Here is a 12,861-nt window from a genome sequence, read left to right as displayed (position 1 = left end):
CGTCCCCTTGACCGGCGGGGCCCGGGTCTCATTCCAGCCCGAGGGCCGGCAGCACGGCGGCCTCGACGAAGCGCACCACGTACTCCGGGTCGGCGTTGCGGCCCTCCAGCATGGGCCGGACCCGCAGCACCCCGAAGATCTGCGCCGGGATGTACTCCAGCGCCGCGTTGTCCGAGGCGACCTCGCCGCGCTCGACCCCACGCCCGAGGATCTTCCGCAGCGCGGCGATCTCCGGGTCGACCAGCGCCTCCCGCAGCGCCTGCGCCAGCTCCCGGTCCTGGACGACCGCGTGGCCGAGGGCCTGGAGCAGCGTGGCGTCCTTCGGTGACCACTCCCCCGCGCAGCGGGCCGCCTCGCGCAGGTCCCCGGCGAGGGTGCCGGTGTCGATCCGGGCGAACCGCGCCTGCCGGTTGGAGCGCAGGGCGGCGGCGACGAACTGCGGCTTGGTCCGCCACTGCCGGTAGAGCGTCGACTTGCTGCAGCGTGTGCTGGCGGCGACGCCCTCCATGGTGACCGCGTCGTAGCCGCACTCGCGGATCTGGTTCAGCACGGCGTCGAAGAACTCCCGCTCACGCTCGGGCGTGATCTTGGAGCGGCGCGAGGTTCCGACCGGTCCGGGCCGGTCCGCGTCCTGCGACGTCATCGGCTCCCTCTCCCTCGACGGAGTGTGTCGTACGTCGGAGTGTGTCGTAGCTAATCGAAACACGAGTGTACCGGTACTCGAACGTATCGGTACACTGGCGTATCGGTACTGAGCCGTATCGGTACGTTCGCGTCTCGATCCGGTCGGTACCGATGAGCTGGACCCGGTCCCCGAGTCAGCAGCTCCGACTGCACCAGAGAGCACCACCGTCAGCGAAGGGGCCGGGGGAATGCACACGCGCGAGGAGTCCGAACCGCCGGTACCCGGTACCCGCGGACGCCCGCCACTCGTCCGTGAACTGCTGCTGGTGGCGGGGCTGTTCCTCGTCTACAAGCTCGGCAGGCAGCTGGCCACCGGCCACACCGCCGAGGCCTTCCGCAACGGCCGTGAGGTCTGGGACCTGGAGCGCGCCCTCGGCCTGCCCGGCGAGGGGGCGGTCCAGTCCCCGCTGCTGCACGGCGACACCCTCGCGCAGATCGCGAACACCTACTACGCGGCCGTGCACTTCCCCGCCACGGTGGCCTTCCTGGTGTGGCTCTATCTGCGCCGGCCCGGCCACTACGTCTGGGCCCGGCGGGTGCTGGCGGCACTCACCACGGCGGCGCTGGTGCTGCACCTGACGTATCCGCTGGCTCCGCCGCGGATGCTCCCGGCCACCGGTCTCGTGGACACCGCGCGGCTGTACGGGCCGTCGGTCTACGGCCCGCCGGGCGCGGACCAGTTGTCGAACCAGTTCGCGGCGATGCCTTCGCTGCACTTCGGCTGGGCACTGATGGTGGCCGTCGGACTGATCGTCGCCACCCGGTCGGTGTGGCGGTGGCTGTGGCTGCTGCACCCGCTGCTGACCCTGCTGGTGATCGTGGGCACCGCCAACCACTTCTGGCTGGACGCGTTCGCGGCGGCGGCGTTGCTCGGACTCGCCCTCGCGGTGCTGCGCCGGCCGCGGCCCGCCCCCGCCGCGACACGGGTCCGGCCCCGGCGGCCGGTGCGCCGCCACTCCCTCGTGGGGGCGGGCCGATGAGCGCCCTGCTGGTGGCGGTCCTGCTGTCCCTCGTCTCGGCCGTCGCCTACGCCGTCGCCGCCGTGGCCCAGGCCCGGCTGGCCGCCCGCAGCTCCGGCGCCGGTGCGTTGCGGCTGCTGGGCAGCGGTGCCTGGTGGGGCGCGGTCACACTGAACGCGCTGGCCGCGCTGCTGCACGTCGTCGCCCTCAAGTACGGCCCGCTGACCGTGGTGCAACCGCTCGGCGCGTTCACCCTGGTCGCCGCCGTGCCGCTGGGGGCCCGGATGGCGGGGCGGCGGGTGAGTGTCGCGGAGTGGCGGGGCACGGCCCTCACCCTGGCCGGTCTGGCGGCGATCCTGGCCACGGCGTCCGGTCCCGCGCCCGACGACGTGCTGAGCGTGCCGGAGGCGCTGGCCGTCGCGGGCGGTACGGCGTCGCTGATCGGCCTGCTGTCCTGGCCCGGCTCCCGGCCCGGCCTGCGGCACGCGACCGCGTCCGGTATCGCCTCGGGGGTCGCGTCCGCGCTGACCCAGACGGTGACGGTCGCGGCGACCGACCGGACCGGACCGCTCCTCGACGTCCGCGTGGTCGGTGTGGCTTTGCTGGTGGCCGTGTTCGCGGCGGGCGGCCTGCTGCTCGCCCAGGCCGCCTACCGGGGCGGCCTCGGAGCGCCGCTCGCGGTGGTCACCCTGGCCAATCCCCTGGCAGCGGCGGTCATCGGCCTCGGCCTCCTCGGCGAAGACCTGCGCGGCGGCGCGACGGGCATCCTCCTGGGCCTGACCGGGGCGGGGTTCGCTTCGTGGGGGGTGCTGCTGCTGTCACGCGTGACTCAGGAGCCGGCGGGGGCGGCCGAGGCGGCTGCCGCCGGCCCGGCGGGTCCGTGGACGGCGGTTACGGCAGGTGCGTGGCAGGCAGCCCCGGCCCACTCGCGGGCGGCGGTGCCCGGGAGGCCGGGAGCGCCCGGCTCGGTGTCCGTGCGGGAAGGCGAGCCGGCAGAGGCGCGGGCGGCTGAAGCGGTGGGGCGCGGGGGTCGGGTGCCGCGGCGGCGCGGGTGCGGGAGCCGGCTCAGGTCGTGGTGGGTGCGCGGGCGCCCGAGGCCGTGAGGGTGCAGGCGTCGGGTTCCGCGGGGACGGGAGCGACAGGCACCGTGCGGCGGGCGCGGAAGTCGGCGGGCACACCGGCATCCGATGCCGGCGGCGCGACGGTGGCGCGGTTTCCGCGCCGGCGGGTCGCGCGGCCCTCGGGGCGCGCGGGCACCGTCCCTGTGGTCGGTCCGGCCGGCGAGCTGCCGGCCCCGGGCGGCCCGGCACCGTCCTCCCCCGAGCCCGCCCAGGGCAGGGCCCGTGAGCGGGACCGCCGTCGGCTGCGGGGCGGGCGGCGGATGCGCCACCCGTGCCGGGGGCGGGACGCCGGGCGGCGCCGAGCCGCCTGAGGGGCGGGTGCCCTGCGCGCGCGGCGCCCGGCCGGCCCCGCTCGCCCGGCGTCAGCCGGACCTGTGCGCCGGCTCCGCCGCCTCCTGACAGACGTACGCCGGCCAGTCCAAGATCGGCACCGCCGCGCCGGCCGCCTCCGTGCCCCGGCAGTGGGCGTGGTGCCTGCGCGCGATGCCGTCCAGGTCGAGGTGGAGGCCGAAGGCGGGGTGCGCGGTCAGCCGCCGGGCGTGGGCCCACAGACGCGGGTGTCCGGTGATCCGGTGCACCGCCGCCGCGTCGAGGTGGTGACGGTGCACGGTGTCCAGCTGCACCAGCGTCACCCACAGCCGGACGTCGGCGAGCGTGAGGTCGTCACCGAGCAGGTACCGCCGGGAGGCGAGCCGCAGCTCCAGCACGTCCAGCGCCCGCAGCAGCGTGGCGAGCGCGGTGTCGCGCTCCGTCCGGTCGCCGCCGTGCAGGCCGGCCCGCTGGGCGGTCGCGTCGACGCCCTGCTCGCAGAGCCGTTCGACGGCCGCCAGGGCCTCGTCGGTGCCCCTCGGGTACAGCGAGGGTCCATGACCGCCGAACCGCCGGGCCAGGTCGCGCAGGATGTCGGGGGCGTGGGTGCTGACGATCCTGCCGGTCCAGTTGTCGTGCAGGACCGGTGCCAGGGCCGGGCCCGGGTACAGGTGCGCACCGGCCTCGTACAGCGGGCGCAGCGCCCGGTGTCCGCCGTCGGGTGCGTCGGGCACGGCGGGCAGCGGCGCCACCGGGAGGACGTCGCCGAGGCCGAGCAGGCTGTGGGTGACCGCGATCTGCAGGCAGTGCGGACAGGCGGGTGAGAGGTGAAGCCGGTAGCGGTGCGGGGCTGCGTAGTACCCGCTGTGCGGGTCGTCGCCGATCCGGCCCCGGAACGGCGGCACGGCGGTCGGGGATGTGGCGGACATGCGTCTCCCAGGGTGCTCGGTGACGGGGCGTACGGGCGTGGCGTGGCGCACGCGGGGGCCGTCGGGCCCGGCCGGGATGCGGTGTCGGGGCGCGGGGCGGGAACGGGGTGAGGGGAGGGAGGGAGGGAGGGCTCAGCGGCGCGCGGGGACAGCGTCGTCCGGGGCGCCCGTCGCGCCGCACACCCGCGCGAGGTCGATGTGGCGACGGGATGTCAGCAGAGGCCGCTGCCCGAGGGCGACACGCACGGTGTCCCCGCCGAGGTCCGGAGCAGCATGGCCCATCGCGTTCCGTTCCCTACCAGTTCACTAGGATTCCCGTACAGGAGTCTCGGGCCGGACACCGTCCGCGTCAAGAGGGCAGGAGGCCCCCGCACCGGACGTCTCAACACGTGAGAGGGGCGCGGGGGCCGTACACGGGAAGGCACGTGCCGCGGCCGGGTCAGACCACGGTCACCTCGTGCCGTACCACCGCGTCGAACAGGTAGCCCTCGGTGTTGAACACGGAGACGTCCGGCTGGGTGCGGCCGGCGGTGTCGGTGGCGCGGGCCAGCAGCTGGGTCGTCCCCCGGGTGCGGGGCTTCCAGTCGACGGACCACCGCGTCCAGGTGTCGGGACGCGGCCGTTCGTCCAGCCGGGCCGGCCGCCAGCTCGCCCCGCCGTCGGTACTGACGTCGACCCGCGCGACGGGACCGGCCCCCGACCACGAACGGCCGCGCAGCACCTGGCTCCGGCCCGCCGGGAACGTGGCGCCGCTCGCCAGCTCGAAGGCGCTCTTCAGGGTCTGCCGGGACAGCGGCACGCTGCCGCCCTCGGGGTGGGCGGGCCCGAACAGCCGGTAGAACGTGGTGTTCCAGGGCGAGAAGAGCGGCTGCCGGGACACCTCGATGTCGCCGACCCACTTGATCGACGCGATCCCCACCCAGGAGGGCACCAGCACCCGCACCGGGTGGCCGTGGTCGGGCGGCAGCGGCTCGCCGTTCATCTCGTAGGCGAGCAGGACGTCGTGCAGCGCCTTGGACAGCGGCAGCGGCCTGCGCACCCGGCCGAGGCTCTCCCCGCCGCTGACGTACTCGGCGTCCAGTCCCCGCGGCTGCACGTCGACGGCGTAGGGCGACAGGCCCGCCCGGCGCAGGACGGTCGACAGGGGAACGCCACGCCAGCGGGCGACGCCGATCGCGCCCAGCGTCCAGGCCGTGCCGCCGACCGTCTCACCCTGCTGGGTGGTGTAGCCGCTGCGCCCGTTGCCGGCGCACTCGACGAACGCGGTGCGGGTGACGGACGGCAGCTTGCGCAGGTCGTCGTACCCGAACTCGATCGCCCTGTCCTCGGCGGGCCCGCCGCGCAGCCCGCTCCCCCACAGTCTCAGCCGCCAGTCGTGCGCCCGAAGGGCGGGCGTGGCCGTGTGGTTGCGTACGAAGAACAGGTCGTTGGGGGTGTGGTGGCCGGTTCCGCGCAGGGCCTCCCAGCGGGTCTCGGCGTTGGTGCCGCGGCGGACGAACTTCTCGGGCGGCAGCGGTTTGACGATGGTGTCGCCGTCGGCGGCGTGGGCCGGTGCGGACAGGGGCAGCGCGCCGGCGGCACCGGTGGCGGCGAGCAGGGTGAGCAGACGGCGGCGGCTCACCCCGTCCGCCCTGGCCTGCCCTGCGAGCCACTGGCGCAGCCGGTGCCGGTCGTAGGCGGTCTCGTCGGGATGGGAGGAAGACGCGGCAGATGAGGGCATGGTGGGTCCTCGTCGTCGTAGGGCCGGGAAGTGACGGGGCGTGGCGGGCCGGAGCAGCGGGAGACGCCCGGCGGGCCGGGCGGGAGCGGGAGACGCCCGGCGGGCCGGGCGGGGGCGGGAGGCGCCCGCCGAGTCCGGCGGAGCGGCGGGAGCGGTGGAAGCGGGAGGCGCGCCGGTTCAGCCGGGGAGCCGACACAGCGCCGAGGCCACGCGGACCAGGTCCACGGTGCGGCGGCGCGTCAGGGGCTCCAGCGGTGGCATGGCGGGATGCAAGCACGCACCGTTCGGGGGTGTCAACGGACCGTCAGATCCGCTCGGTCACCGCTCGGCCGTCGCTCGAGCCGACCTCGAGGTCCCAGGGAGCGGCCCCGCACGCTCAGCATGTGAGACATTCCCCCCTTTTCCTACAGACTTACTAGGGAAAGCTTGACGGTGTCCTCGGAGGGTGCGCAGCATGAGGACCATGTCCCTCACGCAGCTACGACTCGTACGTCGTCGGCATGTCGACTTCGGTCACGTCGTCAGCGCCGCCTGCTGTCGCGCTTGAGGCACGGCCCGCGCCACCGCCCGTGCACCCCGGCTCGCCCCTCCCCGGTCCGACGCACCATCCCCGCGTCCACCGGGGCCCCGCCACCTTCTCCGAGGGACCACCGCCATGACCACGGCTCTTCCGCACCCGCCCGCCCCGCTCCGCGCCTCGCTGCACGACGCGCGCCACCTCCACCTGGTGGCCGACGCCGTGCGGCGGAACGGCGAGGACCCCGCGTCCGCCCCGCTCGTCGGTTACCTCCTGCTGGTCCCCCGGGGCACCGACCCCACCGAACTCTTCGTCAAGGACCGGCCGCGGCCGGAGTTCCGGCTGGTGGCCGCCGACGACGCGGCGCCCGTGCGGCAGCCGGCCGACGACGCCGTCCGCGTCGACACCGCGCGCCGCGTCGCCGAGGTCGACGGGCGCGAACTCGACCTGACGTACCTGGAGTTCGAGCTGCTGTCGCACCTCGTGCGACGCCCTCACCTGGTGCAGTCGCGCGAGCGGCTGGTCGCGGCCGTCTGGGGCTACGACCACGTCGGCGACGGCCGCACGGTGGACGTCCACGTCGCGCGGCTTCGCCGCAAGCTGGGCGCGGCCCACCGGCGCCGCATCGTCACCGTCCGCAGCATCGGCTACAAGTACGTCCCCGATCAGCAGGACAGCCCCCACGCCGCATCCCGCGGCCGATCCTGAGGAGAGCACCGCCATGTGCCCTGCCGCCGCGCCGTCCCGCCCCGCACCCCCGGCCGAACCCGCCCCGACCGGACGGGCGCACTGGCTGCGTGTGGCGCGCGAGGCGGCGGACGACCTGGCCACGGACACCGTGGTCAGGGAACAGGCGGGCAAGGCGCCCCTGGACGAGGTGTCCCGGCTGCGCGAGGCGGGGCTGCTGACCCTGCCGGCGCCGGCCGGGTCGGGCGGGGGCAGCGCGGACTGGGCCACGGCGTACGCGGTCGTCCGGGAGATCTCCACCGCCGACGGCGCGATAGGCCAGCTCCTCGGCTCGCACTACTTCCTGTCGTGGAGCGCCCGGTTCTTCGCGGACCCCGGGGTGGCCCGTCGGACGGCGGAGCGCTCCGCGGCGGAACAGTGGTGCTGGGGCGGCGGGTTCGCCCCGCAGGAGCCGCCGCTGACGCTGTCCCGGACGTCCCGGGGCCTCGTGCTCGGCGGCCGTCAGAGCTACCCGACCGGGGTGCTGGTGGCCGACCGCGTCGCCGTGCGCGCGGTGCGCGGGGACACGGGCGAACCGCTGGCCGTCGTGGTGGACCCGGCCCGCCCGGGGGTCGTGGTCGACGCGGCCGGCGACACCTTCGGGCAGCGGCTCGCGGCCGGCGGCAGCGTGGAGTTCGACGACGTGCCGGTGGGCGGCGACGACATCCTCGGCTCGCTGTCCGCGGACGAGGACCACCTGGTCCCCCGGGCCGCCCTGGCCGCGCCCGTCGGCCGGCTCTTCTCCGTGCAGTTGCTGCTCGGCATGGCCGAAGGGGTGCTGGCGGAGGTGCGTGAGTACAGCAGGACCGGCCACCGGCCCTGGCAGCCCGTCCCGTCGGCCGGATCGCCCGACGACCCGCAGGTGCTGACCGCGTACGGCGAGCTCACCGTCCTCACCCGCTCCGCCTCCGCCCTGTGCGACCAGGCGCTGGACTCCGTACGGCACGGGCTGGAGCGCGGCGAGGAGCTGACCTACGACGAGTACGCGGACGTGTCCGCGCTGGTGTCCATGGCCGAGACCGCGGCCTCCCGGGCGGCGCAGGAATCGACCACCCGCGCGCTGGACATCATCGGTCCGCGCTCCGCGTCCGCGCGGCTGGGATTCGACCGCTTCTGGCGCAACACCCGTACGCATACCCTGTACGAGCCCGTCACCCACCGGCTGCGCGACGTCGGGGACTACTTCCTCAACGGCGCCCACCCTCCGTTCGTCCTGCCCGCCTGACCTCCGGGTGAGCCGGGGGACTCTACTCCAGGACGTCTCGTGAACTGGTCCACCGGACTCGCCGGGCTGGCCGCGGGCCTGCTCATCTCTGTGGTGACCACGCCGGCGGGAGTGTCGGGCGCGGTGTTCCTGCTGCCGGTGCAGCTGAGCGTCCTCGGCGTGCCGAGCCCGGCGGTCACCCCCACCAATCTGCTGTTCAACGTGGTGGCCGGGCCGGGGGCGCTGCTGCGGCACCACCGCGCGGGGCTGCTGCGCGACCCGCTGACCCGCCGTCTGGTGAGCGGCACCCTGCCCGGTGTGGCGGTCGGCGCCGCCGTACGGGTGTTCGCGGTCCCGGGGGCCACCGTGCTCCGGCTGCTGATCGCCGTGCTGCTGGTGCCGCTGGGACTCTGGCTCGTGCGGCGCACCCTCCGCCCCTCCCGTCCGGCCGCGGAGGCGGAGCCCTCCGCGGGGACGGTGACCGGACTGGCCCTGGCGGTCGGGGTGGTCGGCGGGATCTACGGCATCGGCGGCGGCTCGCTGCTGGGGCCCCTGCTGGTGGGGCGGGGCATGGCCGTGGCGCGGGTGGCGCCGGCCGCGCTGGCCTCGACGTTCGTCACCTCCGTGGCCGGCGCCGCCGTCTTCGCGCTGCTGTCCCTGGCGGGCACGGGCGACGTGGCCCCGGACTGGTACCTCGGCCTGGCCTGCGGGCTCGGAGGGCTGGCCGGCGGGTACCTGGGGGCCGTTCTGCAGCCGCGGCTGCCCGAGACCGGGCTGCGCCTGCTGCTGGGCGGGCTGGCCACCGCCGTGGGCACCCTCTACGCCGTGCAGGCGCTCGGCTGACCGTCCCGGCCGCACGCCCCGGACCGCGGGTGGAGTGCGGCGCGGGGCGTACGGGATAATGACGGCATGCGGATCTCAGCCAGGGCGGACTACGCGGTACGTGCCGCGCTGCAACTCGCGTCGTCCCGGGACGACGGGCCGCTCAAGGCCGAGGCGATCGCCGACGCGCAGGAGATCCCGCACAAGTTCCTCGAAAGCATCCTGAACGACATGCGCCGGGGCGGGCTCGTGGTCAGCCAGCGCGGCGGCAACGGCGGGTACCGGCTGGCGAAGCCCGCGGAGTCGATCAGCATCGCCGACGTCATCCGTGTCGTGGAGGGGCCACTGGTCTCGGTGCGTGGTGTCCGTCCGCCGGAGCTGTCCTACTCGGGTCCCGCCGAGTCGCTGCTCCCGCTGTGGATCGCGCTGCGGTCCAATGTGCGCCAGATCCTGGAAGGCGTGTCCCTCGCCGATGTGGCGTCCGCGCAGCTTCCCGCCGGGGTCGCCGAGTTGGCGGACGCTCCCACGGCCTGGGTGAATCCCTGATCCAGCCATCCTGATCCAGCCGCCCGACCAGGCGTTTCTCACCATGCGAGAAGGCGGCGTCCATCATATGAGCTGCCTCTTGGGGTGAGGGCTGCTTTCTGCCACGATCCCTATCAGCCAGGTAGGAAAACTAGGGTTCACAGGGGGAGGCCATGACCACGCGTCCGTACGCCGTCGTCGCGCTGCTCCTGCTGACCTCCCGCCGCCACATCGACTTCGGCCGCACGTCCAGCGCCCTCTGTCAGCGGGCCTGAGGCCGCGCCGGTACCGCAGCCGCGACCGGCTCCGCCTCCGCCCGCCCCCGTTCCCGCACCTGCGCACCGACGCCGCGGCCGCCTCCCTCCGTCCGGAGGCCGGCCCGACGGTCGCGCGGGCGCACGCCCCTGGGCTCAGCCCGTACGCCGGCATCGTCCCGATCCTTCTTTCTCCGAGAGGACACCTCCGTGTCTGCCGCACGACCGCTCACCATCCTGCGCACCGTCGCCGCCATGACGGCCCTCCCGCTCCTGCTCACCGCCTGCGGCTACGGATCCGACGCCGAGGACGACGCACCGAAGGCGGAGGTCGCGGCCGGCGCCGAGAAGCTGTCCGCCTCCGAGGTGAAGATCGGCTACTTCCCCAACCTCACACACGCCACCGCCCTGGTCGGCGTCCAGGAGGGCCTGCTGCAGAAGGAACTGGGCGGCACCAAGATCAAGGCGTCGACGTTCAACGCCGGGCCGTCCGAGATCGAGGCGCTGAACGCCGGGTCCATCGACATCGGCTGGATCGGCCCCTCGCCGTCCATCAACGGGTACACCAAGTCCCAGGGCAAGAACCTGCGCATCATCAGCGGTTCCGCGTCCGGCGGCGTGAAGCTCGTGGTGAACCCGGACAAGATCAAGACCCTGGACGACCTCAAGGGCAAGAAGATCGCCACCCCGCAGCTCGGCAACACCCAGGACGTGGCGTTCCTGCACTGGATCGCCGAGAAGGGCTGGAAGGTCGACGCGCAGAGCGGCAAGGGTGACGTCTCCGTCGTCCGCAGCGACAACAAGATCACCCCGGACGCCTACAGGTCCGGCTCCGTCGACGGGGCCTGGGTCCCCGAGCCCACCGCGTCCAAGCTCGTCGCGGACGGCGCGAAGGTGCTGCTCGACGAGTCCGACATCTGGCCGGACAAGAAGTTCGTGATCACCAACATCATCGTGTCGCAGAGCTTCCTGAAGGAGCACCCGGACGTCGTCGAGGCCGTGCTGCGCGGCTCGGTGAAGACCAACGAGTGGATCAACGCCGACCCGGACCGGGCCAAGGCCTCCGCGAACAAGGCGCTCGAGAAGCTGTCCGGCAAGGCCCTGCCGGCCGAGGTGATCGACCCGGCGTGGAAGTCCATCGCCTTCCTCGACGACCCGCTGGCCTCGACCCTCGACGCCCAGGCGGAGCACGCGGTGTCGGCCGGTCTGCTGGAGAAGCCCGACCTGAAGGGCATCTACGACCTCGCGCCGCTGAACAGGGTCCTCAAGGCCGAGGGCAAGCCCGCGGTCGACGACGCCGGGCTCGGCGTCCGCTGACGACTCCGCACCCGACGAGACCCCAGGAGGTGACGACCATGGCCACCACGATGGCCGGGACGGCCGCGGACACCGGGACGGCGCGGTATGCCGCACGGGTCGAGCACGTCTCGAAGTCCTTTCCCGCACCGGGCGCGCCGGGCGGACGGCAGCTCGTCCTGGACGACATCACCCTCGATGTCGCACCCGGCGAGTTCGTCACCCTCCTGGGTGCCTCCGGCTGCGGCAAGTCCACCCTGCTCAACCTGGTCGCGGGACTGGACCTGCCGTCCGCCGGCACCATCGGCACCGACGGCAGGCCGGCCCTGATGTTCCAGGAACACGCCCTGTTCCCGTGGCTGACCGCGGGCAAGAACATCGAACTCGCCCTGAAACTGCGCGGGGTGGGCAAGCCGGAGCGTCGTCAGGAGGCGGAGCGGCTGCTGGAACTGGTGCGCCTGAAGGACGCGCACGGCAAGCGGGTGCACGAGTTGTCCGGCGGCATGCGGCAGCGCGTGGCACTGGCCCGCGCGCTCGCCCAGGACAGCCGGCTGCTGCTGATGGACGAGCCGTTCGCCGCGCTCGACGCCATCACCCGGGACGTCCTGCACGCAGAACTCACCCGCATCTGGCGCGAGACGGGCCTGTCGGTGCTGTTCGTCACCCACAACGTGCGCGAGGCGGTCCGGCTCGCCCAGCGCGTCGTGCTGCTGTCGTCGCGGCCGGGCCGCGTCGCCCGGCAGTGGACGGTGGACCTGCCGCAGCCGCGCCGCCTCGAGGACGGCGCCGTCGCCGAGCTGTCCGCCGAGATCACCGAAGAACTGCGTGGGGAGATCCGCCGCCATGGCCAGCACTGAGAAGACCGGCCTCACCCAGGACGCCGCCGCGCCCCAGGACCCGGACGACCTCGCGGGTCTGGAGGCCGGTCTCGACGCGCTGGACTCCGCGCGGACCGTCCGCACACCGCTGAGCCAGACCCTGCTCCGCAAGGTGCTGCCGCCGGTCACCGCCGTCCTCCTGGTGCTGGTGGTGTGGCAGATCCTCGTGTGGGCGGAGGTCGCGCCCGCGTACAAGCTCGCCTCCCCGTCCGACGTGTGGGCCGAGCTGCGCACCGCCTGGCTGCAGGGGAAGCTGCTCGACTACATCTGGACGTCCGTCTCACGCGGCCTGCTCGGCTTCCTGCTGGCGCTCGCCATCGGCACCCCGCTCGGGCTGCTGGTGGCCCGGGTGAGCTTCGTCCGGGCGGCCATCGGCCCGATCCTGTCGGGACTGCAGTCGCTGCCCTCGGTCGCCTGGGTGCCGCCGGCGGTGATCTGGCTGGGCCTGAACGACTCGATGATGTTCGCCGTCATCCTGCTCGGCGCCGTCCCGTCCATCGCCAACGGCCTGGTGGCGGGCATCGACCAGATCCCGCCGCTGTTCCTGCGCGCCGGTCGCACCCTGGGCGCGACCGGCCTGCGCGGGGCCCGGTACATCGTGATGCCCGCCGCGCTCCCCGGCTACCTGGCCGGACTCAAGCAGGGCTGGGCGTTCTCCTGGCGCTCGCTGATGGCCGCCGAGATCATCGCCTCCTCCCCCGATCTCGGCGTCGGTCTCGGGCAGTTGCTGGAGAACGGGCGCAACAACAGCAGCATGCCGCAGGTGTTCCTTGCCATCCTGCTGATCCTGCTCGTCGGCATCGCCGTCGACCTGCTGATCTTCAGCCCGCTGGAGCGGCGGGTGCTGCGCGGGCGGGGGCTGCTGGTCAGCCGCTGACCCCGCCCGCGCCGCGCCGGTCCGGTCCGGTCCGGTCCGG

At 74.2% G+C, this 12,861-nt stretch carries 13 protein-coding genes; 9 read left to right on the top strand and 4 right to left on the bottom strand.

Features of this window, described 5'->3' with window-relative positions; all coding sequences use genetic code 11:
- Window positions 1-28: 28 nt before the first annotated feature.
- Window positions 29-643 carry a TetR/AcrR family transcriptional regulator gene (locus F3L20_RS14755; RefSeq protein ID WP_150154778.1) on the bottom strand — a complete coding sequence of 205 codons (615 nt, stop codon included), beginning with the start codon at window positions 641-643 and terminating at the stop codon, window positions 29-31.
- Between the two features lie 229 nt (window positions 644-872).
- On the opposite strand from F3L20_RS14755, the gene F3L20_RS14750 reads away from it, so the two are divergent.
- Window positions 873-1,664 carry a phosphatase PAP2 family protein gene (locus F3L20_RS14750; protein WP_150154777.1) on the top strand — a complete coding sequence of 264 codons (792 nt, stop codon included), beginning with the start codon at window positions 873-875 and terminating at the stop codon, window positions 1,662-1,664.
- A complete protein-coding gene (locus tag F3L20_RS14745) occupies window positions 1,661-2,746 on the top strand; it encodes a hypothetical protein (protein WP_240810909.1) in 1,086 nt (361 codons plus the stop codon). Before F3L20_RS14750 ends, F3L20_RS14745 begins: the two co-directional genes overlap by 4 nt.
- A gap of 380 nt (window positions 2,747-3,126) precedes the next feature.
- Here F3L20_RS14745 and F3L20_RS14740 read toward each other — a convergent pair whose 3' ends face one another.
- From F3L20_RS14740 to F3L20_RS35610, 3 genes are all read right to left on the bottom strand, one after another.
- On the bottom strand, window positions 3,127-4,002 hold the full coding sequence (locus F3L20_RS14740; protein WP_150154776.1) for a glutathione S-transferase C-terminal domain-containing protein: 876 nt from the start codon (window positions 4,000-4,002) through the stop codon (window positions 3,127-3,129).
- Between the two features lie 439 nt (window positions 4,003-4,441).
- Complete coding sequence (locus F3L20_RS14735; RefSeq protein ID WP_150154775.1) at window positions 4,442-5,722, bottom strand: sulfite oxidase; 1,281 nt, start codon at window positions 5,720-5,722, stop codon at window positions 4,442-4,444.
- A 177-nt stretch (window positions 5,723-5,899) separates the two neighbouring features.
- Complete coding sequence (locus F3L20_RS35610) at window positions 5,900-5,983, bottom strand: putative leader peptide (protein ID WP_356791366.1); 84 nt, start codon at window positions 5,981-5,983, stop codon at window positions 5,900-5,902.
- A 394-nt stretch (window positions 5,984-6,377) separates the two neighbouring features.
- Here F3L20_RS35610 and F3L20_RS14730 point away from each other — a divergent pair, with 394 nt between their 5' ends.
- The 7 genes from F3L20_RS14730 to F3L20_RS14700 all read left to right on the top strand — a co-directional run bounded on the left by F3L20_RS14730 (window position 6,378) and on the right by F3L20_RS14700 (window position 12,821).
- Window positions 6,378-6,947 (top strand): winged helix-turn-helix domain-containing protein, encoded by a 570-nt coding sequence (locus F3L20_RS14730; protein ID WP_150154774.1) that lies wholly within the window; start codon window positions 6,378-6,380, stop codon window positions 6,945-6,947.
- Between the two features lie 13 nt (window positions 6,948-6,960).
- Window positions 6,961-8,190, top strand: coding sequence for an acyl-CoA dehydrogenase family protein (locus tag F3L20_RS14725; RefSeq protein WP_150154773.1), 1,230 nt, complete (start codon window positions 6,961-6,963; stop codon window positions 8,188-8,190).
- A 39-nt stretch (window positions 8,191-8,229) separates the two neighbouring features.
- A complete protein-coding gene (locus tag F3L20_RS14720; protein WP_150154772.1) occupies window positions 8,230-9,012 on the top strand; it encodes a sulfite exporter TauE/SafE family protein in 783 nt (260 codons plus the stop codon).
- A 66-nt stretch (window positions 9,013-9,078) separates the two neighbouring features.
- The gene (locus F3L20_RS14715; RefSeq protein WP_150154771.1) at window positions 9,079-9,537 is read left to right on the top strand and encodes an RrF2 family transcriptional regulator; all 459 of its coding nucleotides are present in this window, start codon (window positions 9,079-9,081) and stop codon (window positions 9,535-9,537) included.
- 443 nt (window positions 9,538-9,980) lie between these two features.
- A complete protein-coding gene (locus F3L20_RS14710; protein WP_150154770.1) occupies window positions 9,981-11,087 on the top strand; it encodes an aliphatic sulfonate ABC transporter substrate-binding protein in 1,107 nt (368 codons plus the stop codon).
- A gap of 38 nt (window positions 11,088-11,125) precedes the next feature.
- Window positions 11,126-11,923 carry an ABC transporter ATP-binding protein gene (locus tag F3L20_RS14705; RefSeq protein WP_150154769.1) on the top strand — a complete coding sequence of 266 codons (798 nt, stop codon included), beginning with the start codon at window positions 11,126-11,128 and terminating at the stop codon, window positions 11,921-11,923.
- A complete protein-coding gene (locus tag F3L20_RS14700; protein ID WP_150154768.1) occupies window positions 11,910-12,821 on the top strand; it encodes an ABC transporter permease in 912 nt (303 codons plus the stop codon). The genes F3L20_RS14705 and F3L20_RS14700 overlap by 14 nt, the downstream gene beginning before the upstream one ends.
- The last annotated feature ends 40 nt before the right edge of the window (window positions 12,822-12,861 follow it).

It is taken from the genome of Streptomyces tendae (assembly GCF_008632955.1).
Classification (GTDB): domain Bacteria; phylum Actinomycetota; class Actinomycetes; order Streptomycetales; family Streptomycetaceae; genus Streptomyces.
This window is presented reverse-complemented; position numbering and strand designations above follow the sequence as displayed.

Bases quoted from the DNA above. Each gene is read 5' to 3' on its own strand.
- F3L20_RS14755 (WP_150154778.1), bottom strand. From the start codon at position 643: ATGACGTCGCAGGACGCGGACCGGCCCGGACCGGTCGGAACCTCGCGC.
- F3L20_RS14750 (WP_150154777.1), top strand. From the start codon at position 873: ATGCACACGCGCGAGGAGTCCGAACCGCCGGTACCCGGTACCCGCGGA.
- F3L20_RS14745 (WP_240810909.1), top strand. From the start codon at position 1,661: ATGAGCGCCCTGCTGGTGGCGGTCCTGCTGTCCCTCGTCTCGGCCGTC.
- F3L20_RS14740 (WP_150154776.1), bottom strand. From the start codon at position 4,002: ATGTCCGCCACATCCCCGACCGCCGTGCCGCCGTTCCGGGGCCGGATC.
- F3L20_RS14735 (WP_150154775.1), bottom strand. From the start codon at position 5,722: ATGCCCTCATCTGCCGCGTCTTCCTCCCATCCCGACGAGACCGCCTAC.
- F3L20_RS35610 (WP_356791366.1), bottom strand. From the start codon at position 5,983: ATGCCACCGCTGGAGCCCCTGACGCGCCGCCGCACCGTGGACCTGGTC.
- F3L20_RS14730 (WP_150154774.1), top strand. From the start codon at position 6,378: ATGACCACGGCTCTTCCGCACCCGCCCGCCCCGCTCCGCGCCTCGCTG.
- F3L20_RS14725 (WP_150154773.1), top strand. From the start codon at position 6,961: ATGTGCCCTGCCGCCGCGCCGTCCCGCCCCGCACCCCCGGCCGAACCC.
- F3L20_RS14715 (WP_150154771.1), top strand. From the start codon at position 9,079: ATGCGGATCTCAGCCAGGGCGGACTACGCGGTACGTGCCGCGCTGCAA.
- F3L20_RS14705 (WP_150154769.1), top strand. From the start codon at position 11,126: ATGGCCACCACGATGGCCGGGACGGCCGCGGACACCGGGACGGCGCGG.
- F3L20_RS14700 (WP_150154768.1), top strand. From the start codon at position 11,910: ATGGCCAGCACTGAGAAGACCGGCCTCACCCAGGACGCCGCCGCGCCC.